Genomic DNA, 22,522 nt, shown 5'->3' with positions numbered 1-22,522 from the left:
ATCAATTTATTTATAAGATTCAGACGGCCTATACACTCACAAGCCGTCTGAATAAATCAAAAATACCACCCAAACACCATCTCAATAAAATGCTAAAAACAATAAAAATACTAATATTTTTCACCACAAACCAGAATAATTAGCGCATTTTATGCAACCCGTTTTTACCTTCTGTTCCACATACCAAGATGCAACAATATAAAATCAATGGCGCAAAATTTTATACCGATACCATAACAAAGCGATAAAACCAAATAGCCAATAAGAAAAGCCCCCTCAGGCTAAACCATTTCCTAACGGGGGCTTGTAACATGATACAAAAATAGTTAAGCGGCTTCGGCATCAAACCCGCTATGGCGGAGCAACGCATCAATTTTCGGTTCGCGGCCTCTGAATGCTTTAAACGACTCCAGCGCACTACGCGAGCCGCCAACGGCCAAAACTTCCATCCAGAAGCGTTTGCCTGTCGCTTTCACATCATCGCTTTCTTCAAAGGCGGCATACGCATCGGCAGACAACACTTCCGCCCAAGCATAGCTATAATAGCCTGCCGCATAACCACCGGCGAAAATATGGCCGAAGCTGTTGGCAAAGCGGTTATAGCTCGGTGGTTGGATAACAGCTACTTCACGGCGCACATTATCCAATACTTTCGGCCAATCTTTCAGACGGCTCGGATCATTTTCGCTGTATATCAACATATCAAACAGTGCAAATTCCATTTGGCGCACCAAGAACATACCGCGTTGGAAGTTTTTGGCCGCCACCATTTTATCGAACAACTCGCGCGGCAATACGGAACCGTCATCTTCGTGAGACGACATTTCCGCCAATACATCGTATTCCCAAGCAAAGTTTTCCATAAACTGGCTCGGCAGCTCGACCGCATCCCATTCCACGCCGTTAATACCGGAAACGCCCAACTCATCCACCTGAGTTAGCAAATGATGCAGTCCGTGGCCGGTTTCGTGATACAGCGTGGTGATTTCATTATGGCTCAAACGCGATTCTTTGCCGTTCACAGGCGGTGTGAAATTGCAAACCAGATAGGCTATCGGGGTTTGCATCTGACCGGTTTTATTGCCGGAAATAAAGCGTCTGCGGCCGCGGTAGTCATTCATCCATGCTCCGCCGCGTTTACCTTCGCGCGCATATAAATCCATATAAACGCCGCCGATAATACCGCCGCCTTTTTCCAATTCGAAATAGCGTACATCTTTGTGCCAAACAGGTACGTTTTTCTCAATAAAGTTTACGCCATACAAACGGTTTATTTGGGCAAACAAACCTGCCAGCACTTTACTCACCGGAAAATATTTTTTCACTTCGGTTTCGCTAAACGCATATTTGGCCTGACGGAGCTTTTCACTGGCATAGCTCAAATCCCATGCTTGCGGCTCGGCAATACCCAAATTTTCGCGGGCAAAGGCTTGCACTTCGGCCAGGTCTTTTTCGGCAAACGGTTTGGCGCGGCGGGCTAGGTCATGCAGGAAATCCAAGACTTGTTCGGGCGTATCGGCCATTTTGGTGTATAGCGACAGCTCGGCAAAATTCTTAAAGCCCAATAATTGCGCCTCCTCCAAAGCCACTTCCAAACGGCGGTTGATATTGTCGGTATTATCGAATTGACCATCGCCCAGCTCACTGGCACGGGTAACATACGCATGGTATAGCTTCTCACGTAGTTCGCGGTTATCGGCATATTGCATCACGGCAATATAGTGCGGCATTTGCAAACCGATTTTATAACCTTCTTTGTCCTCTGCCTGCGCTGCGGCGGCAAACATAGCCAAGGCATCTTCCGGCAAACCGGCAAGCGCGTCCGCATTGTCAAAATAAAGGGCGAAGGCATCGGTTGCGTCTAAAACATTTTGGGAAAATTGCGCGCCTAATTGGGCACTTTTGGTTTGCAATTGAGCAAATGCCTCTTGTTGTTCCGGCGGTAATTCCGCACCGCTCAAGACAAAATCACGCAAATCATGATTCAGTTTGGTTTGTTGCGCGGCCTCCAGTTTGGCGAATTCTGAGGATGCTTTAATGGCTTTAAAGCGCTCGTAAAGCTCGATATCCTGCCCGATTTCCGTAAAAAATACCGTCACTTCCGGCATTAATTCGTTATAAACGGCACGCAGTTCGGGCGTATCGGCAACCGAATTCAAATGCGCCACCACTCCCCAAATACGGCCGACCCGTTCGGTAATATCGGTTAACGGTTCTACCGTATTCGCCCAAGTGATTTCACTTTGCGCCTTAATCGCCGCAATTCCCGCCCGCGCCTCGTTCATAACGGCTTCCATCGCCGGACGGATATCGGTGGTTTGAATATCCGGATAACGGGGTTCGTCGCCCAGATTCAATAATACGTTGCTCATGTTTTTCCTTTTCATGGTTTCAGACGGCCTCTCTTAACTACAAGCCGTCTGAACGGTCATTTTTACGGTATTTGCAAAAGTATATAGTACCGTTGCCTCAAATTAAAAGGCAGAGTAAAGCAGAAATTGCATAATGTATAGAATAGATAGTTTAAGACTATAATAAAAAAACATTATGGTAACTTTATTTATAGCCTCAATGTTAAACCGCTTACCACAGCAGTAAATTAAATGTAGTATATTTATTTAAAAGGTTGTTTTTTTTGAAGCAGGTTGGTATAAATAAGCAAAACACCAAGGTTAACTATAACTATGGAAACATCATTGCAACACACATCAAACGTGGCCTCACAGCTCAAATTAATCGCCAATCCGCAACGGTTGGATATTGTTTTGCTGCTGTTGGAAAGTGAGCTTAGTGCAGCGGAAATCGCACAAGCAACCGATACACACGTTACATCCGTATCCAATCATTTAAATAAACTACGCAGTGGCGGCGTGGTAGATTTCACTCGCTATCACCGTGTGATAGAGTATCGGCTGGTGTCACCACTGATTATCAATGTCTTAAAAACCATTCGGGAGCTACAAAACCCGAAAGGGCCGTCTGAAACAACATAAACAAGATTGCGAACCGATTCAATGAAAATTGCCACTTGGAATGTTAATTCCCTCAATGTCCGCCTGCCGCAAGTGCAAGACTGGCTGCAACAACACAGCCCCGATATTCTTGTTTTGCAAGAATTAAAACTCGATCAAGACAAATACCCCGCCGCCGTTTTTCAAATGGGCGGCTGGCAAACCGTTTGGAGCGGGCAAAAAACCTATAACGGCGTGGCCATTATCAGCAAAGAGCAGCCGCAAGATGTGATTGTCGGCCTGCCCGCCCTACCCGACGACCCGCAACGGCGCGTGATTACCGCCACCATCGGCGGCGTACGCGTGATTAATGTCTATTGTGTGAACGGCGAATCGCCCGACAGCCCGAAATTCCAATATAAAAAACAATGGTTCGAAGCACTCACAGAATTTGTGCGCGACCAAATGGCACAGCATGAAAAATTAATCTTACTCGGCGATTTCAATATCGCCCCGACCGATTTGGATTGCTACGACCCTGAAAAATGGCATGAAAAAATCCACTGCACCAGCATCGAACGTTCATGGTTCCAAAAACTGCTGGATTTAGGCTTAACCGACAGCCAGCGCCACCGCTATCCCGAAGAGGTGATGTATACATGGTGGGATTATCGGGGCGCTATGTTCCAACGCAAACAGGGGCTGCGTATCGATCATTTATTGGTCACCCCTGCCCTGCGCGACAGCCTGCAAGACGTACAGGTCGATTTAGAAGCCCGTGCCCAAGAACGCCCCAGCGACCATGCGCCGGTTTGGGCGGAGTTTGCACTTTAAAAATAGGGTTTTAATTTTTTAAATATACGCACCCAATAAGCTATCGGGCATTTCTATACGGATAATAATTCGTATAGCAATGCCCGATAAATTTAATGTTTGCGAAACAAACCCATCTATTCGTTACGCGATTTTCCCAATTTAAAACCCGTTTTCCATCATAATCTGCCCCGGAACACGGTTACGGTGCATGGCAAAACCCATATCCATCAGGGCTTGGAAAGTATCTTTCACCATAGCGGGATTGCCGCATACCATAAAGCGGGTATCTTCCGGTGTAAACGTCAGCTTCATGGCATCGGAAAGTTCGCCGTTTCGCAACAACTCCGGCAGCCGTTTGCCAAGCGCACCATCGGCAGCTTCGCGTGTAACCACAGGCACAAAGTGCAGTTTGTGGAAATGTTCGTCAATCAGCGGGTGCTCCGCCAAAGCGGCAATACGGTCGCTAAAAATCAACTCGTCGGCATAAGAAACGGAATGTGCCAATCTGATATGTTCGAACCGCTGCCAAATTTCGGGCTGCTCCAAAATCGATAAAAACGGTGCGATACCTGAACCGGTACACAGCAAAATCAAATCCTTGCCATCGGGGAAGCGTTCGGGCAGCAAAAAGCCGGTCGCGGTTTTATCCAATAGTATTTTGTCGCCCTCTTTTAAAACAGCCAGCTTGGCAGACATTGAGCCGTTTTCAATCAAAACTGCAAAATATTCCAAAGTATCCGCATACTCTGCTGAAACCACCGAATACGCACGCCAGATAAAGCCTTCGCCGTCGTGAAATCCCAAGCGCGAAAATTGGCCGGCGGCAAAACGGTAGGCCTCAGGGCGGGTAATGGCAAAAGTCATTAGTTTTGGAGTGTGGTGTTTTACCCATAATACGGTTTCTTCGGTGTATTTGGCTTCCGGTGCAGCAGTCATATCGGTTTCCTGTTTGAAGTGTTTCAGACGGCCTGTTTAAATAAACAGCGATAACGTATGGTTCGGATTATACCTAAAGGCCGTCTGAAACACATGGCGTGTAAAGCGGATAAATCAAGCGGATTGGTAAGATTATTTTAGAATAAAGTGCAAATCGACCACGCCGCCTTGTGATTCGGGTAAAATGCGTTTTTTGTTATCCACATCACAACATACGCATGACCACTCAGAAACCTTCTAAAATCCGATACTGGCTGTTGGCCGCTGTTGCCATTGTGCTCGACCAAATCACCAAACTGGCCGTATTGAAAAATTTTCAATTCGCCGAACGCCTTAATATTATCCCCGATTTTTTTGACCTGACTTTGGTTTACAACACCGGTGCCGCATTCAGCTTTTTGGCCGATGCCGGCGGCTGGCAAAAATATTTTTTTCTGGCCTTAGCTGTTGTTATCAGCCTTTATTTGGCACGGGCCATTATTAAAGATGACTTTGGCTCTTGGGGAAAAATCGGAGCTGCTATGGTTATCGGCGGCGCTTTCGGCAATGTTATCGACCGTTTGTTTTACGGCCATGTAGTTGATTTTTTATTGTTTTATTGGAAAGACTGGTATTATCCGGCTTTCAATATTGCCGATAGCTTTATTTGCGTCGGTGCCGTTCTATTGGTTTTAGACGGCTTTAAACATAAGAAAAACGATACACAAACTCAAGAGGCCGTCTGAAAAGACGTTTAATGAAAATTTTATGATGAAAAAAACCATTATTTTAGCCAACCCGCGCGGCTTTTGTGCCGGCGTGGATCGCGCCATCAGTATTGTGGAACGTGCGCTGGAAGAATTCGGCGCACCGATTTATGTACGCCACGAAGTGGTGCACAATAAATTCGTTGTCGACAACCTGCGTGAAAAAGGCGCTATTTTTATCGAAGATTTAGCCGACGTGCCGGAAGGGGCGACGCTGATTTATTCGGCACACGGCGTTTCCAAAGCCGTTCAAGATGAAGCGGCCGAACGCGGTTTTCAGGTATTCGATGCAACCTGTCCGCTGGTTACGAAAGTACACAAAGAAGTTTCCCGCTTAGATGCACAAGGTTATCAGATTATTATGATCGGCCATGCGGGACACCCCGAAGTAGAAGGCACGATGGGGCAATTGCCGAAAGATTCTATGCTGCTGGTAGAAACTGTAGATGATGTTGCCCGGTTAAACGTACGCAATGCCGACAAGCTCGCCCATGTCAGCCAAACCACCTTATCGGTAGACGAAACACGCGATATTATCGAAGCTTTGCAAGCACGCTTTCCGAATATCCGCAGCCCGCATAAAGAAGATATCTGCTATGCCACCACCAACCGTCAGGAAGCGGTCAAAGAATTGGCCGCTGAATGCGATATTGTGATTGTAGTCGGCTCGCCCAATTCCTCCAACAGCAACCGTTTGCGCGAAGTGGCAGCTTTACGCGGTGTTGATGCTTATATGGTCGACAATGCCGGCTATCTGCAACGCGAATGGTTTGAAAACAAAAGCCGTGTCGGCGTGACCGCCGGTGCGTCGGCACCGGAAGTTTTGGTACAGGAAGTGATTGAAACCATTCAAAGCTGGGGACACGATACCGTACGCGAAGGCGAAGGCGTAGAAGAAAGCATTGTGTTTGTATTACCCAAGGCATTGCGTAAAGAATAAATTATTTTTTACTGAATTCTTAAAGCTTTTTTTATTTCTTACAATCCCATACTTAAATAAAGTTATAAAAATGAGATATTTATTCTTAAGTCTAGCCACATTATTATCACTCTCAGCCTGCTCAACCCTTGAGGAATATTACACTGGCACATCACCCGAAACATGTTATGGTTTAGGCAATCCCGCCTGTGTTAAAGAAGGCTATCGAGACAGTGTAGAGATGCGCCCCGAAACCACGGTATATGAGCTTAACCACCCCTCCAAATAGCCAGTGCGATAGGCAATAAAAAAGCCGTCTGAAAATTGTTTCAGACGGCTTTTTTATTGCCTATCGAATCAAATATCCGAATCATCCGTCAGATATACTTTTTCACCGTGATCACGCGGCATAATCAGATTCATCAGTAAAGCCGCTACGCCGCCCATACAAATCGGATTTTGGAAAAGCTCTTTCAACGGCAGCAGGGCAAACACTTCCGGCTTGAAGCTCACCCCCAAACCCAATCCGATAGAAGTAGCCGCAATCACCGCTTCCCTGCGGTTAATACCGTTGGTCATAATAATCCGTACGCCGGCAATGGCAATCAGGCCGAACATCAATACCATCGCACCGCCAATCACAGGGCTCGGAATCGTTGTAAAAGCACGACCAACCACAGGAAACAAACCCAGCAATACCAAAATCACCGCAATATATTTGCCGACATGACGCGAAGCCACACCCGTCATCTGAATCACGCCGTTATTTTGGGCAAACGTTGTCAATGGAAGCGAACCGAGTGCCGTCGCAATCACGGAAACCAAGCCGTCGGCCAACACGCCACCACGCAGACGTTTCCGAAATTCTTCCCCCTCATAATCCTCACCGGATACCATTGCCGTTGCCGTTAAGTCGCCGACTGCCTCAAAAATACTCAACAGATACACCAAGCCTGCCACCAGAAATGCGGTCCATTGAAAATCAAAACCATACTTAAACGGCACCGGCACGGTAATCAGCGGCAAATCGTTTAATACGGAAAAATCCACCATACCCAAAAATAAAGCCACCACATAGCCGGCAATCATGCCCACCGCAATGCCGCTCATGCGTAATAACGGGTTTTTCAGACTGTTGAAAAACAGCACCACCGCCAACACAAATGCCGCCAATGCAATATTTTGCCAAGAGCCGAATGTGTTATTACCCATCGCGGCAAAACCGCCGCCGAATTCAGTAATCGCCACGCCAATCAGGCTCAAACCGATCATCATCACTACCACACCGCTCACCGTCGGTGTAATCACTTTTTTCAGATAAGGCAGCAACCATGCCGAACCGGCTACCAAAAAAGCGCCAACAAAAGCCACGCCCAATAGTGCCGACACCATGGCATGTTCGTCCAGCCCCTGCTCCTGCATACCCAAACCCAAAGAAATCATCACACCGACAAAAGAGAAGTTCACCGATTGAATCGACAACAACCCTGACCCGACCGGTCCGAAGCGGTTCACCTGAAGAAAGGTGCCGATACCCGAAGCCACCATCGCCATCGACACCAGATATGCCGTCATCTCAGGCGGTAATTTCAACGCCCCGCCGACAATCAACGCCGGTGTAATCATCGGCACAAAAATCGCCAATAAATGCGTGATGGCGCTAAGAAGTGCATTCGCAAACGGTGGTTTGTCTTCTAACCGGTAAACCAAATCCATATCGTGGTTTTTCGAATTCGGCACAGCAGCCATAGTCCATTCCTTTTCATATTTAAATTCGATAATTCGAACCCAACATATAGAAAACCGAGCTAACGGTGCGGGTATCACACGGTTTATCAGGCATCAGGTTTTCGGTTATATGTAATCGAACGATAAAAAATGTAAGCATGGATTGTAAGCAATTTGGCCGCCTACTTCAATTTTCATTACCATCGCACTACTGAAAAAGCATTGCCTGTTCAGCATAACAGCATAGACAGGAGGCCGTCTGAAGACGGATATCAGCTTTCAGACGGCCTCAAAAACCTTTGCAAACCTTTTCAGGCCGTCTGTAATCAATGTTTCACATCAATTACAAAGTAGGCTACAATCAGCCTAATTTTACCGAACGTTTGAGAAATAAAGGCTTTACCATGTTAAAAGGCAGTGTGGTTGCTCTGGTTACCCCCATGAATCAGGATGGCAGCGTCAATTTCGACCAACTCAGAATCCTCATCGACTGGCATATAGAAAACGGAACCGATGCCATTGTTGCCGTAGGTACAACCGGAGAAAGCGCGACCTTACCGGTTGAAGAACATTTGGCCGTTATCGAAGCCACTGTCCGTCATACCAATAAACGCATTCCCGTTATTGCCGGCACCGGTGCCAACAACACTGCCGAAGCCATTGAGCTTTCCAAAGCCACCGAACGTTTAGGGGCAGACTATACCCTTTCTGTTGTTCCCTACTACAACAAACCTTCTCAAGAAGGCATGTATCGGCATTTCAAAGCCATCGCCGAGGCTACATCCATTCCCATGATTCTCTACAACGTGCCTGGTCGCACCGTTGTGAATATGAGCAATGAAACCATTTTAAGACTGGCTAAAATTCCCAATATTATCGGCGTAAAAGAAGCCAGTGGCGATATCGCCCGCGAAACCGATCTGATTAACCAAGTACCCGACGACTTTGCCGTTTATTCAGGTGACGACCCTACTGCATTAGCGTTTATGCTGTGTGGCGGCGACGGTGTCATCAGTGTGGCTGCCAATGTCGCTCCTAAAGAATTTGCCCAAATGTGCCACGAAGCGGTTGCCGGCAATAATGCTCAAGCACGTTTATTAAACAAGCAATTGATTCCCATTTATGACGTTATGTTTTGCGAACCTAGTCCGGCAGCACCTAAATGGGCGCTTGCCCAATTAGGCAAATGCAACCATTGTGTCCGCCTACCCATTGTTGAACTTTCTTCAGACGGCCAAGACAAAGTATATAACGCCTTGAAAAAAGCCAAACTGATTTAACCATAGGAATATAGGAATAACCGTATGAACCGTATCAAACCGGTAATATTAACCACTGCACTTATCAGCCTTGCAGCCTGCTCAAGCAACAAACAAGAACAACCCCAACTGGATTATCAAAGCCAAACCCGTAAGATTGTCAGCCTTGAAGTCCCACCTGATCTGACAAATCCCGACCAAGGCAATATGTATAACATCCCGGCCGGCAGCGGTGCCGTACGTGCCAGCGATCTGAATCGTAGAAGTAATGTACAACAACCTGCCAACCAAACCGTGTTACAAAATGTCAAAGGCGTTCATTTAGAGCGTGACGGCAGCCAACGCTGGTTGGTTATCGACGGAAAACAACCTGCTGAAATTTGGCCGTTGCTGAAAGTATTCTGGCAGGAAAACGGCTTTAACATCCAATCGGAAGAACCGGCTATCGGTCAAATGGAAACCGAATGGGCCGAAAACCGTGCCAAAATCCCGCAAGACGGCCTGCGCCGTTTGTTTGAGCGTGTCGGCTTAGGTGGTATTTATTCTACGGGTGAGCGCGATAAATTTATTATCCGTGTCGAGCAAGGTAGAAACAATACGACCGATGTATTCTTTGCCCATAAAGGCATGATAGAAGTTTATGCCGATAAAAATGAAGACACGACCATGTGGCAGCCCCGCCCCAATAACCCTAATCTTGAAGCTGCGTTCCTTGCCCGCTTTATGCAATACTTGGGTGTAGATGCCGCACAAACTGAACAAGCTTTGGGAAATAGCGTCGCCGCAACATCACGCACTGCTTCTGATTTAGCTAAGCTCGAAGGCAATACGCTGTTGTTACAAGGTAACTATGAACGAAACTGGCGCCGTACCGCATTGGCACTTGACCGCATCGGCTTAACCGTTATCGGTCAAAATACAGAACGCCATGCATTGTTGGTTCAACCTGCCCCTCAAGAAGGCCAAGCAGTTACCGAAAAAAAACCCGGCTTTTTCAAACGTATCTTTGGTAGAAAAAAAGCAGCCGAACCGGTACAACAAGAACGGCCGGAATTAATCGTTTATGTTGAACCGGTTGCAAACGGAACCCGTTTGCATCTATTAAATAAAGATGGTACAGCCTATCAAGGGCGCGATGCATCAACTTGGTTGAGCCGGCTTCATACTGAATTACGCTAACCATCTCAACCCAACCTATCCAAAACGGCTTTCGATATATACGAAAGCCGTTTTTATTTTTAGCTAAATATGCCCTAAAAACAAATATATAAAACCCTTTACTATATAACTGGCAACATTCTTACGCCATCATTAACATAACTACAATTTATTGCTTACAACTACCCACTTTTAATCCACTTTTCAATGAAAAAATATCACAATCCTCGGCAAAAGCCAGCTTACCCTGATATTGTTTGCGAACCGCCTTGGCAGTATCCTGTTTAACATTGACCGTACGACGCATAAAATGAGATAAAACCACACTACGGCTGTTTGTATTTCTTGCAATCCGGCCGATCTCAGATGGCTTCATATGTAATTTCACGGCTACTTTATCCGTGCTGCTCTCAGGAACGGCATTATGAGCAATAAAAATATCCGTATCTTTAGCCAAAATATCCAATGTTTTCCCTATATTGCTGGTATCACCGGAAAATGTTACAGCACAACCGTCTTTTTCAATCCGCCAACCAATAGACGGCATTAATCCATGTTCAATCGGAATAGCTTTCAAAGTAAAGCCGTTCAGTTTGGTTTGAAATAATCTAGGCTTACTTTTATCAGCATTTACAGCCATTGGTTTTAATGAAAATGCCGCTTCTCCACTGAGAAAGTCCGATAGATAAGGGTAAACACCTTTTTCACTAAAATGCCGCTCAATAAATACAGGAGTAGTAGGAATAACATGATTTCCCGTCGGCCCGTAAATCGGTAAATCTCGGTTACGGTCTGAGAAAAAAGAGGCTTTAACCAAAGCAGGCAAATCATTTGAATGGTCAACATGGAAATGGGTAAATAATAAAGCATTCAAATCTTTAATTTCACCTTTTGCCCGCTCAAAATTCAACGACGACCCAGCACCAAAATCAATTATAAAACGAGCCTTACCATTCTCCCTCAGCAAATAGCCGGTAGAAGCTCTTTTATCAGTCAATTCTGGCCCCCCTGAACCAAGTACAACAACATCTAACCCTGCATTCATACATTGTGCCGCTTGAGCTGTTGTGGGAATTACAGCCAGCCCAGATAATATTTTCAATAAACGACCTTGCATTAATAACGAAAAAAGCATTTCGTATCCTTTTATAAAATTAAAAAATAAAAACTTAGCAAATATTGACAATAACCTAATTACCATCATAACTTAAAATCAAAAAGCAGTTATTAAAATAACCACTAATTTTTGGAGGAATAGCATCCTAATATCCTAAATTAAAATAAATAATATTTTATATTTTTCAATAAACTATAAAAACATGCCGTACTCAAACACAACGTACCTTATAATTCTTATGATAAAAGGATTATAAAAATAGATTTGATTGAAATATTCGAAACATGCTTCCCTGTAAAACTATGGTCAAAAATATAGGCTGAAGTAGCTTAATAGAATTGCCACTTCAGCCTTTAAACAATCTAATTGAATTATTTATTAAAAGTTCGGCGATAAATCCTGAAAATCTTCTTCTGCCTCTATTGCAAATGCTTCATCCACCCACGCGCCCAAATCAATCAATTTGCACCGCTCACTGCAAAACGGACGAAACGGGTTATCCAGATGCCATTCTGTCTGCTTTCGACAGGTCGGACAGGTAATTTTTATTTTTTGATGGTTCATTTTTTACTCTAAAATCGGATCAAAACTACACATAATAAGTTGAAACGGCACATCATGTGTTAGTTGTTTACCGCGCGCATATTCCTGAGAAGCTTCTAAGAAACGGATGTGAGTAATGTATTTATTGGCCGAAACTTCCGGCAATGCCTTGTGTTCAATGTCCACTTCAATCGTCAGCATGTGGATATTCTGTGCCAAGCTATTTCTTTGATAATTACCCTTTTGTGCCACGCAATCCACTGCACGCGTATTCGCTCTTAAAATATCCAGTAATACACGAATCGCTTCACGGGTCGGCAATAAGGTGGCAATCCACCGTTGCAAATCCTGTAAACGGTGCTCGCATGGCAACTGCTGCCAGAAATAATAAGAAGACAAATCAAACGGGCTGGTTCCACCCGGCACCATCATCCGCTGCTTAATCGCCATCAGCCAGTCATTTTCACGCAAATGCTGCCCAAATTTCTGCTGTACACCTTGCAAATTTTCTGCTACTTCCTGTAGCCGCTCTTTTGTAATCACCGGTGATTCGTTTTGAAAACGGCTATCGGATAAAAGTTGTTTCTGTCGTTCCAACTCTTGCAAAATATCCAGTTTTAATTCCGCCCGCCCAGCGCATTCCATAATTTCAAACAGGGAAAACAAAGCCAGATGGTGCGGCCATGGGCTATTGTCTTTCCGCTCACTTTCGGAATGGAAGCGGTTAAACAAATGCTCTATCCGCAGAAAGCTGCGTACCCGCTCGGAAAGCGGATGCTCGAAACGAATCATAGATTTACTCTGGATAAATATAAAAACCGCGCCTGATAATAACAGTGTAACCGATCAACTTTACCTGTCAGCTCTTGAATCGTACCATTATTTGGTAAGACATCATCGGCAACCAATAATTTTTCTTTTCGTGATGCCTGTGATGCCATAATACGCCTTATTTCAGCATCTTCAAGGTGGCTGCGGCGACGTACCCGTTCGATTTGATTTTGCTCCAAGGTATCAACAACCAAAATACGATTAGCCAAAACCATAAACTCAGGCTGTTCAATCAGTAACGGTATGTCAATCACACCATAAACTGCCTGAGAATATTTCTGCTGCTGTTGTTTTATTTCCGACAAAATCAAAGGAAACATTAAAGCTTCCAACTGCTGTTTGGCTTCAGGCCGTCTGAAAACCAAATCACGTAATTGTGCACGATTCAGACGGCCGTCTTGATCAAAAATATCGTCGCCGAACTGTGTTCGAATTTCTGGCAAGGCTTTGCCGTTATCAGCCGTTAAAGAACGGCTGATAACATCGGCATCGATAACAGGCACACCGGCATCGGCAAAAGCTGCCGCAACCTGTGATTTACCGCTACCAATTCCACCAGTCAGCCCTACCCAATATGCCATATTAAAACCCTGAGCTGTTCAACCACCAACGAACTAATGCCATCACTTCGTCATTGGCAATAAAAATAATCCACCCGGCAATTGCCAAGCTGGGGCCGAATGCAAACTGCTGGCCTTTAGCCACCTTCATAATCACAGCCATGATTATACCGATAAATGCCGACATAAAAACCAATACCGGTAAAATACCGACACCGAGCCAGGCACCCAAAGCAGCCAACAATTTAAAATCACCGCCACCCATACCGATTTTGCCGGTCAGGAGTTTATAGATATAACACAATAGCCATAAAGCCATATAACCCCAAAATGCGCCTAATACCGCCGAATAAAGCGGTACAAAAGCACCATTTAAGTTAAACAGCAACCCGATCCATATCAACGGTAAAGTTAACTGGTCGGGCAAATATTGCGTATCGGCATCGATAAAAGTCAACGCCACCAACATGGCGGTAAAAAGTAACCCGCCCAATGTCACCATACTCCAGCCATAACGCCAAGCCACAATACCGAATAATAGTGCCGTCAACAACTCTATGGCCGGATAACGTTTGCTAATCGGTGTCTTGCATGTTCCACACCGACCGCGCAGCAGCAAATAACTAATAACAGGAATATTCTGCCAAGGCTTAACCGGGCTTTCGCATTTAGGGCAACGGGAATCGGGTTTGATTAAATTAAACGGCCGTAGTTCTTCTTCTGTTGCTTGCATACCAAGATGTTCTTTGGCAAATACTGTCCAACTACGTTCCATCATCACTGGTACACGGTAAATCACCACATTTAAAAAACTGCCGACCAACAACCCAAATAATATAGAAAGCGGCACCACAAACGGTGCCAGCTCGTTGAACGCTTGTAACATATATCAGCCCACCACGTTACCCAAGTTAAACAGCGGCAGATACATGGCAACCAAAATCACCCCGATAATCGAACCGAGCACCACCATAATAATCGGCTCCATCAATGAAGATAACTGTGCAACAGAATTATCCACTTCATCTTCATAAAATTCGGCGGCTTTATTTAACATATCATCTAGAGAGCCAGACTCTTCCCCGATAGATGCCATTTGCAGCACCATATTGGGGAACATATCAGTTCCCTGCATACTGGATGTAAGTGACAAACCCTGCGTTACCTTCGCACGGATATCCTGCGTGGCTTCTTCATAAAGAATATTGCCTGCCGCACCGGATACCGAATCCAATACCTCAACCAAAGGCACACCGGCAGCAAACAGCGTGGAAGTCGTTCTTGCCCAACGTGCAATAGTGGCTTTTTTTACAATCGGCCCGAAAATAGGCAATCGCAACAATACGGCATCAACACGTTTTTGTAGTGTCGGTGATTTTTTATACCATTGAAATGCTGCATAACATATCGCTACGGTGCCGACCACAATCACCCAAGCATACTCAACAAAGAAGTCCGATATGCTCATCACAATCTGTGTCAGACCCGGCAACTCCGCCCCCATACTGCTGTAAACCTGGCCGAATGCCGGTAGCACGAATACCATCATAATAAACACCAATACAATGGCAACCACCACAATAGCAATCGGATAGGTCAGTGCACTTTTTACTTTTTTCTTAATCGCTTGGGTTTTTTCTTTATATACTGCCAACTTATCTAATAAGGTTTCCAATACACCGCCCGCCTCACCGGCGGCAATCAGATTGCAATAAAAGCGGTCGAAATATTTTGGATGTTTGCTAAAAGCCTTACCCAAAGCACTACCCTGCTCCACATCAGCCCGAATTTCCATCAGCATTTGAGTCACAGATGGATTTGAATGCCCTTTGGCCACAATTTCAAACGCCTGCATTAACGGCAGGCCGGCTTTCATCATGGTTGCCAATTGACGGGTAAATACTGTGATATCTTCTTGTGTAATCCTTTTTTTACGCACAGCTTTCACTTTGCTGACACGCAACGGTTTAATGCCACGACGTTGAATCTTCTTGCGCGCTTCTTCTTCGTTTTTCGCTACCACTTCACCACGCACCATTTGCTCGGTTTCGATATTGCGGCCTTCGAAAGAAAAACGGACACCCTTATCTTTTTTGGTCGGTTTGGCAGAGCGCCGCCCCATTGTGGTCTTACTCATGTTTACCCCTTAAAAATATGGTTTGATACAAATTCATTTTGATTAATCGTTAGTATGTGCCAGAACTTCTTCCAAAGAAGTAATCCCCTGCATCACCTTCAGCAAACCGGCACGGCGCAAATCGACCATACCTTCTTTATAGGCCATATTCATAATATCTACTTCTGTGCCGTTTTCCATAATAACGCGCTGCATTTCTTCACTTATCGGCATGACTTCATAAATACCGGCACGGCCTTTATAACCCTTACCGCGGCAGCTATCGCAACCAACGGCACGGTACATAGTCCAATCTTTAGCTAAGTCTTCATCGGTAAACCCAGCTTTTTTCAAAGCATACTCAGGCGGACGTTCCATCGGGGCTTTACAATTCGGACACAGCCGACGCAACAGCCGCTGCGCCATAATCAAACTGACTGAGCTTGCAATATTAAATGGCGCCACCCCCATATTCAACATACGCGATAAAGTTGCCGGGGCATTATTGGTATGCAGTGTTGAAAACACCATATGGCCGGTTTGCGCTGCTTTAATAGCAATATCGGCAGTTTCCAAGTCACGAATCTCACCCACCATGATGATATCGGGATCCTGACGGAGAAAGGATTTCAAAGCGGCAGCAAAGGTCAAGCCCTGCTTATCATTTACGTTTACCTGATTGATACCGGGCAAATTAATCTCGGCCGGATCTTCTGCTGTGGAAATATTCACGCTTTCTGTATTCAGAATATTCAAACAAGTATAAAGCGATACCGTTTTACCCGAACCCGTCGGGCCAGTTACCAATACCATGCCGTAAGGGCGGTGAATCGCCTCCAGCAGCATTTCTTTTTGGAACGGCTCGAATCCGAGTTGGTCGATATTCAACGAGCCGGCATCAGAGTTCAAAATACGCATCACTACTTTTTCACCGAACAAAGTCGGCAATGTGCTGACACGGAAATCAATCGGACGTCCGTGTTTATGGAATGCAATTTGAATACGTCCATCTTGCGGCACCCGTTTTTCGGAAATATCCAAGCGTGCCATTACTTTGATACGCGATGCCAACTGTCCGCGTACAGCTACGGGTGGTTGAACCACTTCGCGCAATTGCCCGTCGACACGGAAACGTACGCGTGCCATTTGCTCATAGAATTCGAAGTGGATATCGGAAGCACCCGCATTCAATGCATCCGATAAGGTTTTATGAATAAAACGCGGAATCGGGCCGTCTTCCGCCTCTTCATTATCAATAAATAAAGCTTGTGCGGCCGCTGCGGCTTCATGCTCTTTACTCATTTCATTCAAGATGGAAGTGGAGCGCTGTCCCAACCATTCGAGTAAAGTATTTAACTGGTCTTCCCGTACAATCACCAAGTCAACGGAAACACCGGATGTAAACCCGATTTTTTGGAAATTTTGAATTTGAGTAGGATCGGAAACAGCAAAATAAACCTTCCGCCCCCGCTGAAAAATAGGAATACAGCGGTTTTGCAACATCTGCTCTTCAGTAAGCACATCCGACAAGATATTAGTACGTGGATAATGGCTCAAATCCAAAAGAGGATAACTGAACACCTTGGCAAGCAACTCGCCTAAGGCTTTTGGGGTGATCACATTTTCTTCAAACAGCAAAGGAAGGATCGATTTATTAGACTTTAATACATTTTGATAATGTTCGACCTGGCTACTGTCGATTAACTTACTTTGCACCAATACTCTTAATATACCGACACTCATTTTTGTAACTCCTGCGTGACAATCCGCACTATGCGGTTGTTGAGTCTTTTATTATTTATTTTGCCTCTAAAACGGCACTAACCGTTTAATCAGCAATAATCCCGTAATGTTATATATTTATAAACAAAAGATAATACTCTTGTAAAAACCATGTCATTATAAGCGAACAGGCCGGGCAAACCTACCCCGGCCTATATGTAAATATAATGTTTAGATATTTTATTCGACTGAAAAACAACAGATAAAAAAATAACCGCTGCTTAGCGGTTAATGGTGGCCAGAGGCGGGATCGAACCGCCGACACACGGATTTTCAATCCGTTGCTCTACCGACTGAGCTATCTGGCCTTGCTCAAAAGAGAGTCGTATTAAATCAGAATCGGCTTGCCTATGCAAGCTTTTTTATCAGAAAACACGTTTTCATTTGCTAACAGACTATTTTTTCAGGTAATAAACATCACGCGCTCCCGGCAATACATCAACCTGCAGAACCAATATTATTACGATCGAAAATTTAAATCCAAACATTAAACCCAAACCATACTGCTTTTGAACTAATTAAATATTATCAGACCATATGAAAACATTTCAAACGGCCTGATAGTCTCCTTAATATGATGTCGATCAACTATCCGCCATTGCCATCAAACTGGCATTACCGCCTGCCGCAGTAGTATTGACGCTGATGCTGATTTCTTCAAAAATTTGCAAAACATCCAAATGCTCAGCCGCATGAATAATTTTAATAATCGCACCATCCTGTAACGCAGCCTGTTGCTTCAGTTCGACCCCGGGCGTTTCCAATGCAATCCAATAAGCAGTGCTTTCAGGTATTTTACGGTTGCTGACTTCAATCAGGCCGTCTGAATGTTCCTGCCAAATCGCCAACGGATGTTCCGGCACCACAATGGTAGAAGAGCCTGCGGCAGCAATTTGAATAAGGGCGGCAAAAGCCTGCTCTAAGCTGCCGCCGTATAAGCGTACTTTTTCCGGTGCGCGCCAAACGACGGTATTTCGCTCACCGGTCGGGCCTGGCAATAACGTTTCGGCGCCGCGCAAGGTATGTATGCGCGCCTGCCCCATCAGACCGCCCAAGCGTACTTGCGTTTCATGATTAAACCCCATTTGCCGCATCAGTTTTTCCAATACCGTCAACTTGCTTTCGTCGGCCTGCCCCTGTTTGCTTAATTCAGGTATCTGCCATGCGCCCTGACTGAGTTTTTGAAGATAAAACGCCCCACCGGCTTTAGGACCTGTACCCGACAAGCCATGTCCGCCGAAAGGTTGCACCCCGACAACGGCTCCGACAATATTACGGTTCACATAAATATTACCTGCTTCGATACGGCTGGAAATATAGCGGATGGTATCGTCGATACGGCTATGAATACCGTGTGTCAGCGCGTAGCCTTTGCTGTTGATTTGTTGAATCAATCCGTCCAACTCATGCGCCTGATAACGGACAACATGCAACACGGGGCCGAATACTTCGCGTTGTAACTCATTTAAATCATTGAGTTCAAACAAAACGGGCGCAACGAAAGTACCTTTCTTACTCGTTTCAGACGGTCTGATTTCATGATAAGACTTGGCAATACCTTTCATTTTATTAATATGCGCCAATAGATTCTGCCGAGCTTCTTCATCAATCACCGGGCCGACATCGGTCGCCAATCTGCTCGGATCATCCACCACCAACTCACTCATCGCCCCTTTAGTCATCTGAATCATATGGTCGGCCACTTCTTCCTGTACGCACAAAATGCGCAAGGCTGAACACCGTTGTCCGGCACTATCAAATGCGGAATTCAATACATCGACACACACCTGCTCGGCTAGAGCGGTACTGTCGACAATCATGGCATTCATACCGCCCGTTTCGGCAATCAACACAGGGGAATCGGTACGTTTGCTTAGAGTCTGATTAATCAGTTTGGCCACTTCGGTAGAACCGGTAAATACCACGCCGTTAATCCGCGTATCTTGCGTTAAAGCGGCACCTGCCTCCCCTGCACCCAATACCAACTGCAAAACATTTTCCGGCACACCGGACTCATGCAACAGGCGTACTGCATAATGGGCGATTAAACTGGTCTGTTCGGCAGGCTTGGCAATCACGGTATTGCCGACCGCCAACGCTGCTGTAACTTCACCGACGAAAATAGCCAACGGAAAATTCCACGGGCTAATCGTCACAACCGTGCCGACCGGCGCTCTGGCTGCGCATGTCGTTTCGGCTTCATCGGCATAATAACGGCAAAAATCCACCGCTTCGCGCACTTCGGCAATAGCGTTATTCAAGGTTTTGCCGGCTTCGCGTACCGCCAACATCATCAACTGCGGCATATGCTCTTCCAACAAATCTGCAAAACGGCGCAAGCATTCCGCCCTTTCAGACGGTTGTTTAGCCGCCCATGCCTGTTCGGCCTGCTTGGCTGCCGCAACCACATCGGCAATAGAGGCCGTCTGAATAAAAGCCACCGTTCCCACCACATCATTATGATTAGCAGGACTCAAAACCGGATGCGGCTCATCACTTTGAATCGTGGCAGCAGTGATAGAGGCCGTCTGAAAGTTTTGTTGGGCTGCAGCGTTCATTTCTTCTTCGAGCTTTTGTAATACCGATTCATTGCTCAAATCCAAACCGTATGAATTCAGACGGCCCGAACCATACAGATGGCGCGGCAATGGTAAAGCCGCATGCATTTTGCCTTGTGTTTGCGCAGCCGCATCCAGCGGACATTTGATTAAATCGTCGATACTGACTTTTTCATCCACAATCTGGTTCACAAACGACGAGTTTGCTCCGTTTTCCAATAAACGACGTACTAAATAAGCCAACAGCGTTTCATGTGTACCGACCGGCGCATAAATACGCACGCGGCGGCCTAAGTTTTTTGCCCCGACCACTTGGTCATATAAGGTTTCGCCCATGCCGTGTAAGCATTGGAACTCATAATCCTTGCCCTCGCCCATTTGGTAAACGGCCGATAATGTATAGGCATTATGGGTAGCGAATTGTGGGAAAACGGCATCTTGTGCAGACAATAATTTGCGTGCGCAAGCCAGATAAGAAACATCGGTATGCACTTTGCGGGTATAAACGGGATAGCCGTCCAAGCCGTCCACCTGCGCCCATTTGATTTCACTGTCCCAATACGCCCCTTTAACCAAACGTATCATCAGCTTCTGGCCGTTGCGCCGTGCCAAATCAACTAAATAATCAATCACAAACGGGCAACGTTTCTGATAAGCCTGCACTACAAAACCAATACCGTTAAAACCCGCCAATTCGGGATCGGATACTAAAGCTTCCATCAAATCCAGCGACAATTCCAAACGATTGGCTTCTTCCGCATCAATGTTCAGCCCGATATTGTATTGTTTTGCCAATAAAAATAACGCCTTCAAGCGTGGCAATAATTCATTCATAACACGGTCGCGCTGGGCACGTGAATAGCGTGGATGAATCGCCGATAGTTTTACTGAAATGCCGTTGCCTTCATAAACACCGGCCCCTGCCGAATCCTTACCGATGGCATGAATCGCCTGTACATAATCCTGATAATAACGATCGGCATCAGCCTGCGTCATGGCCGCTTCGCCAAGCATATCGAAAGAAAAACGATAACCTGCTTTTTCGCGCTCTTTACCATTTTGCAATGCCTCTTCAATGGTTTGCCCGGTAACAAACTGCTTGCCCAACAGCCGCATCGCATAGTCCACGCCTTTGCGAATCACCGGCTCGCCGCCTTTGCCGATAATCCGAGTCAACGCCATACCCAAATTCTGCTCATTGTTAGCAGACGTTAATTTACCGGTTACCAACAACCCCCATGCAGCCGCATTCACAAACAACGACGGACTATTGTTCAAATGACTCTTCCAATTGCCACCGGATAATTTATCCCGAATCAGTTTATTACGCGTCGCATTATCGGGAATCCGCAATAAAGCTTCGGCCAAACACATTAATGCCACACCTTCTTCGCTTGACAAGGCAAACTCATGCATCAAGGCATCCACACCGCTGGCCTTGCTGCGTCCGGCACGCACCTGCGCCACCAAGCGCCGCGCCAACACGGCCGCCGCTTCTTTTTCAGACGCACTCATTGCCGCACGCTCTAATAAATCGGCAACGGCTTCTTGCTCATCGCGGCGATAAGCTGCCGTAACGGCACGGCGTAATTCAGATTGGGAATGGGCAAAATGAAACATGAAACCTCTCCAAAACAAAATGATTTTTAGTGGCAGTATTTCCGCCATCGACACATCTAATCACATATCCATACAGTCATCATCCAACCATCAGACTGTTTCAATAAAGGCCGTCTGAAATCTTTTCAGACGGCCTCAAACTTATAAAATCGCCATTACCATGCGTGCGGAATTAACCGAAGCGGTTTGCAGGAATGTTTCAAAACTGGTTTCCGCTTCTTCATCCGCTCCATCCGACACCGCACGAACCACCACAAACGGCACATTCAACTGAAAACACGTTTGCGCAATCGCTGCTGCTTCCATTTCTAACGCCAACACACCATCGAAATTCGACCGTATAGTAGCGACTTTGTCACGGCTATGAACAAACTGGTCGCCACTCACAATCAAACCGCGATACACGGCCGCACCCTCAAAAGCCGCCGCCGCTTTTTCCGCACGTTCTACCAAATTAATATCGCTTTCAAATACGGCGGGAAGCTGCGGAACCTGCCCTATCTTATAACCGAACGCCGTAACATCGACATCATGATGGGCAACCTGCGTACCAATCACCACATCACCGGTTTTCAGCCCTTGCCCGACACCGCCGGCACTACCCGTATTAATCACACAATCCGGCGCAAAACGGCTCACCACCAAGGCGGTAACCGCTGCCGCATTAGCCTTACCGATACCGCTTAAAGCCAACACCACCTGTTTACCGTTTAACATACCGCAATGTACGGCAAATTGGCCGAAGGTTTCCGTCTGCACATTTTCCATACTGTTTTTCAACAGTTCGATTTCAGGCTCCATTGCGCCGATGACGGCTACGGTTTGATATAATTGTTGTTTCGACATCACATTTTCCCATTTGATATAAATGTGCTTATTATA

Annotated in this window: 19 protein-coding genes and 1 tRNA gene; 7 read left to right on the top strand and 13 right to left on the bottom strand. The window is 45.9% G+C overall.

The features are described 5' to 3' along the window. Positions 1 to 326: 326 nt before the first annotated feature. Positions 327 to 2,372, bottom strand: a complete 2,046-nt coding sequence (locus D0T92_RS02810; RefSeq protein WP_151050024.1) for a M3 family metallopeptidase — start codon at positions 2,370 to 2,372, stop codon at positions 327 to 329. Positions 2,373 to 2,684: 312 nt separating this feature from the next. Here D0T92_RS02810 and D0T92_RS02805 point away from each other — a divergent pair, with 312 nt between their 5' ends. After that, positions 2,685 to 2,993: an ArsR/SmtB family transcription factor gene (locus D0T92_RS02805; protein ID WP_151050023.1), complete on the top strand. Its 309-nt coding sequence runs from the start codon at positions 2,685 to 2,687 to the stop codon at positions 2,991 to 2,993. A 21-nt stretch (positions 2,994 to 3,014) separates the two neighbouring features. Then, the gene (xth, locus tag D0T92_RS02800; protein WP_151050021.1) at positions 3,015 to 3,785 is read left to right on the top strand and encodes an exodeoxyribonuclease III; all 771 of its coding nucleotides are present in this window, start codon (positions 3,015 to 3,017) and stop codon (positions 3,783 to 3,785) included. 141 nt (positions 3,786 to 3,926) lie between these two features. Here xth and D0T92_RS02795 read toward each other — a convergent pair whose 3' ends face one another. Then, positions 3,927 to 4,703, bottom strand: a complete 777-nt coding sequence (locus D0T92_RS02795; RefSeq protein ID WP_151050019.1) for a ferredoxin--NADP reductase — start codon at positions 4,701 to 4,703, stop codon at positions 3,927 to 3,929. 218 nt (positions 4,704 to 4,921) lie between these two features. Between D0T92_RS02795 and lspA the strand changes: the two genes are divergently transcribed. From lspA to D0T92_RS02780, 3 genes are all read left to right on the top strand, one after another. Beyond that, a complete protein-coding gene (gene lspA / locus D0T92_RS02790) occupies positions 4,922 to 5,428 on the top strand; it encodes a signal peptidase II (RefSeq protein ID WP_151050017.1) in 507 nt (168 codons plus the stop codon). Positions 5,429 to 5,450: 22 nt separating this feature from the next. After that, entirely contained in the window at positions 5,451 to 6,389 is a 939-nt protein-coding gene (gene ispH, locus D0T92_RS02785) for a 4-hydroxy-3-methylbut-2-enyl diphosphate reductase (RefSeq protein ID WP_151050015.1), read from the top strand. A 70-nt stretch (positions 6,390 to 6,459) separates the two neighbouring features. Continuing rightward, positions 6,460 to 6,657, top strand: a complete 198-nt coding sequence (locus tag D0T92_RS02780; RefSeq protein WP_151050013.1) for a hypothetical protein — start codon at positions 6,460 to 6,462, stop codon at positions 6,655 to 6,657. 68 nt (positions 6,658 to 6,725) lie between these two features. Here the strand turns inward: D0T92_RS02780 and D0T92_RS02775 are convergent, their stop codons facing one another. Continuing rightward, the gene (locus D0T92_RS02775) at positions 6,726 to 8,117 is read right to left on the bottom strand and encodes a nucleobase:cation symporter-2 family protein (RefSeq protein ID WP_151050011.1); all 1,392 of its coding nucleotides are present in this window, start codon (positions 8,115 to 8,117) and stop codon (positions 6,726 to 6,728) included. A 383-nt stretch (positions 8,118 to 8,500) separates the two neighbouring features. Between D0T92_RS02775 and dapA the strand changes: the two genes are divergently transcribed. Both dapA and bamC read left to right on the top strand, forming a co-directional pair. Then, on the top strand, positions 8,501 to 9,376 hold the full coding sequence (gene dapA, locus D0T92_RS02770; RefSeq protein ID WP_151052947.1) for a 4-hydroxy-tetrahydrodipicolinate synthase: 876 nt from the start codon (positions 8,501 to 8,503) through the stop codon (positions 9,374 to 9,376). Positions 9,377 to 9,400: 24 nt separating this feature from the next. Next, a complete protein-coding gene (gene bamC, locus D0T92_RS02765; protein WP_151050009.1) occupies positions 9,401 to 10,534 on the top strand; it encodes an outer membrane protein assembly factor BamC in 1,134 nt (377 codons plus the stop codon). Between the two features lie 148 nt (positions 10,535 to 10,682). Here bamC and D0T92_RS02760 read toward each other — a convergent pair whose 3' ends face one another. The 10 genes from D0T92_RS02760 to D0T92_RS02715 all read right to left on the bottom strand — a co-directional run bounded on the left by D0T92_RS02760 (position 10,683) and on the right by D0T92_RS02715 (position 22,486). After that, positions 10,683 to 11,648, bottom strand: a complete 966-nt coding sequence (locus tag D0T92_RS02760) for an MBL fold metallo-hydrolase (RefSeq protein ID WP_191963658.1) — start codon at positions 11,646 to 11,648, stop codon at positions 10,683 to 10,685. Positions 11,649 to 12,008: 360 nt separating this feature from the next. After that, positions 12,009 to 12,194, bottom strand: a complete 186-nt coding sequence (locus D0T92_RS02755) for a DNA gyrase inhibitor YacG (RefSeq protein ID WP_151050007.1) — start codon at positions 12,192 to 12,194, stop codon at positions 12,009 to 12,011. A gap of 3 nt (positions 12,195 to 12,197) precedes the next feature. Beyond that, a complete protein-coding gene (gene zapD, locus D0T92_RS02750) occupies positions 12,198 to 12,965 on the bottom strand; it encodes a cell division protein ZapD (RefSeq protein WP_151050005.1) in 768 nt (255 codons plus the stop codon). Beyond that, on the bottom strand, positions 12,962 to 13,585 hold the full coding sequence (gene coaE, locus D0T92_RS02745; protein ID WP_151050003.1) for a dephospho-CoA kinase: 624 nt from the start codon (positions 13,583 to 13,585) through the stop codon (positions 12,962 to 12,964). The genes zapD and coaE overlap by 4 nt, the downstream gene beginning before the upstream one ends. 1 nt (position 13,586) lies before the next feature. Beyond that, the gene (locus D0T92_RS02740) at positions 13,587 to 14,450 is read right to left on the bottom strand and encodes a prepilin peptidase (RefSeq protein ID WP_151050001.1); all 864 of its coding nucleotides are present in this window, start codon (positions 14,448 to 14,450) and stop codon (positions 13,587 to 13,589) included. Positions 14,451 to 14,453: 3 nt separating this feature from the next. Further along, positions 14,454 to 15,701, bottom strand: coding sequence for a type II secretion system F family protein (locus tag D0T92_RS02735; RefSeq protein ID WP_318527727.1), 1,248 nt, complete (start codon positions 15,699 to 15,701; stop codon positions 14,454 to 14,456). Between the two features lie 42 nt (positions 15,702 to 15,743). Next, a complete protein-coding gene (gene pilB, locus D0T92_RS02730; protein ID WP_151049999.1) occupies positions 15,744 to 17,423 on the bottom strand; it encodes a type IV-A pilus assembly ATPase PilB in 1,680 nt (559 codons plus the stop codon). Positions 17,424 to 17,694: 271 nt separating this feature from the next. Beyond that, positions 17,695 to 17,770, bottom strand: a tRNA-Phe gene (locus D0T92_RS02725). A gap of 276 nt (positions 17,771 to 18,046) precedes the next feature. Then, a complete protein-coding gene (putA, locus tag D0T92_RS02720) occupies positions 18,047 to 21,640 on the bottom strand; it encodes a bifunctional proline dehydrogenase/L-glutamate gamma-semialdehyde dehydrogenase PutA (protein WP_151049997.1) in 3,594 nt (1,197 codons plus the stop codon). 141 nt (positions 21,641 to 21,781) lie between these two features. Beyond that, positions 21,782 to 22,486: a 5'-methylthioadenosine/adenosylhomocysteine nucleosidase gene (locus D0T92_RS02715; RefSeq protein WP_151049995.1), complete on the bottom strand. Its 705-nt coding sequence runs from the start codon at positions 22,484 to 22,486 to the stop codon at positions 21,782 to 21,784. Between the last annotated feature and the right edge of the window lie 36 nt (positions 22,487 to 22,522).

It is taken from the genome of Neisseria zalophi, assembly GCF_008807015.1.
Taxonomy (GTDB): Bacteria; Pseudomonadota; Gammaproteobacteria; order Burkholderiales; family Neisseriaceae; genus Neisseria; species Neisseria zalophi.
This window is presented reverse-complemented; position numbering and strand designations above follow the sequence as displayed.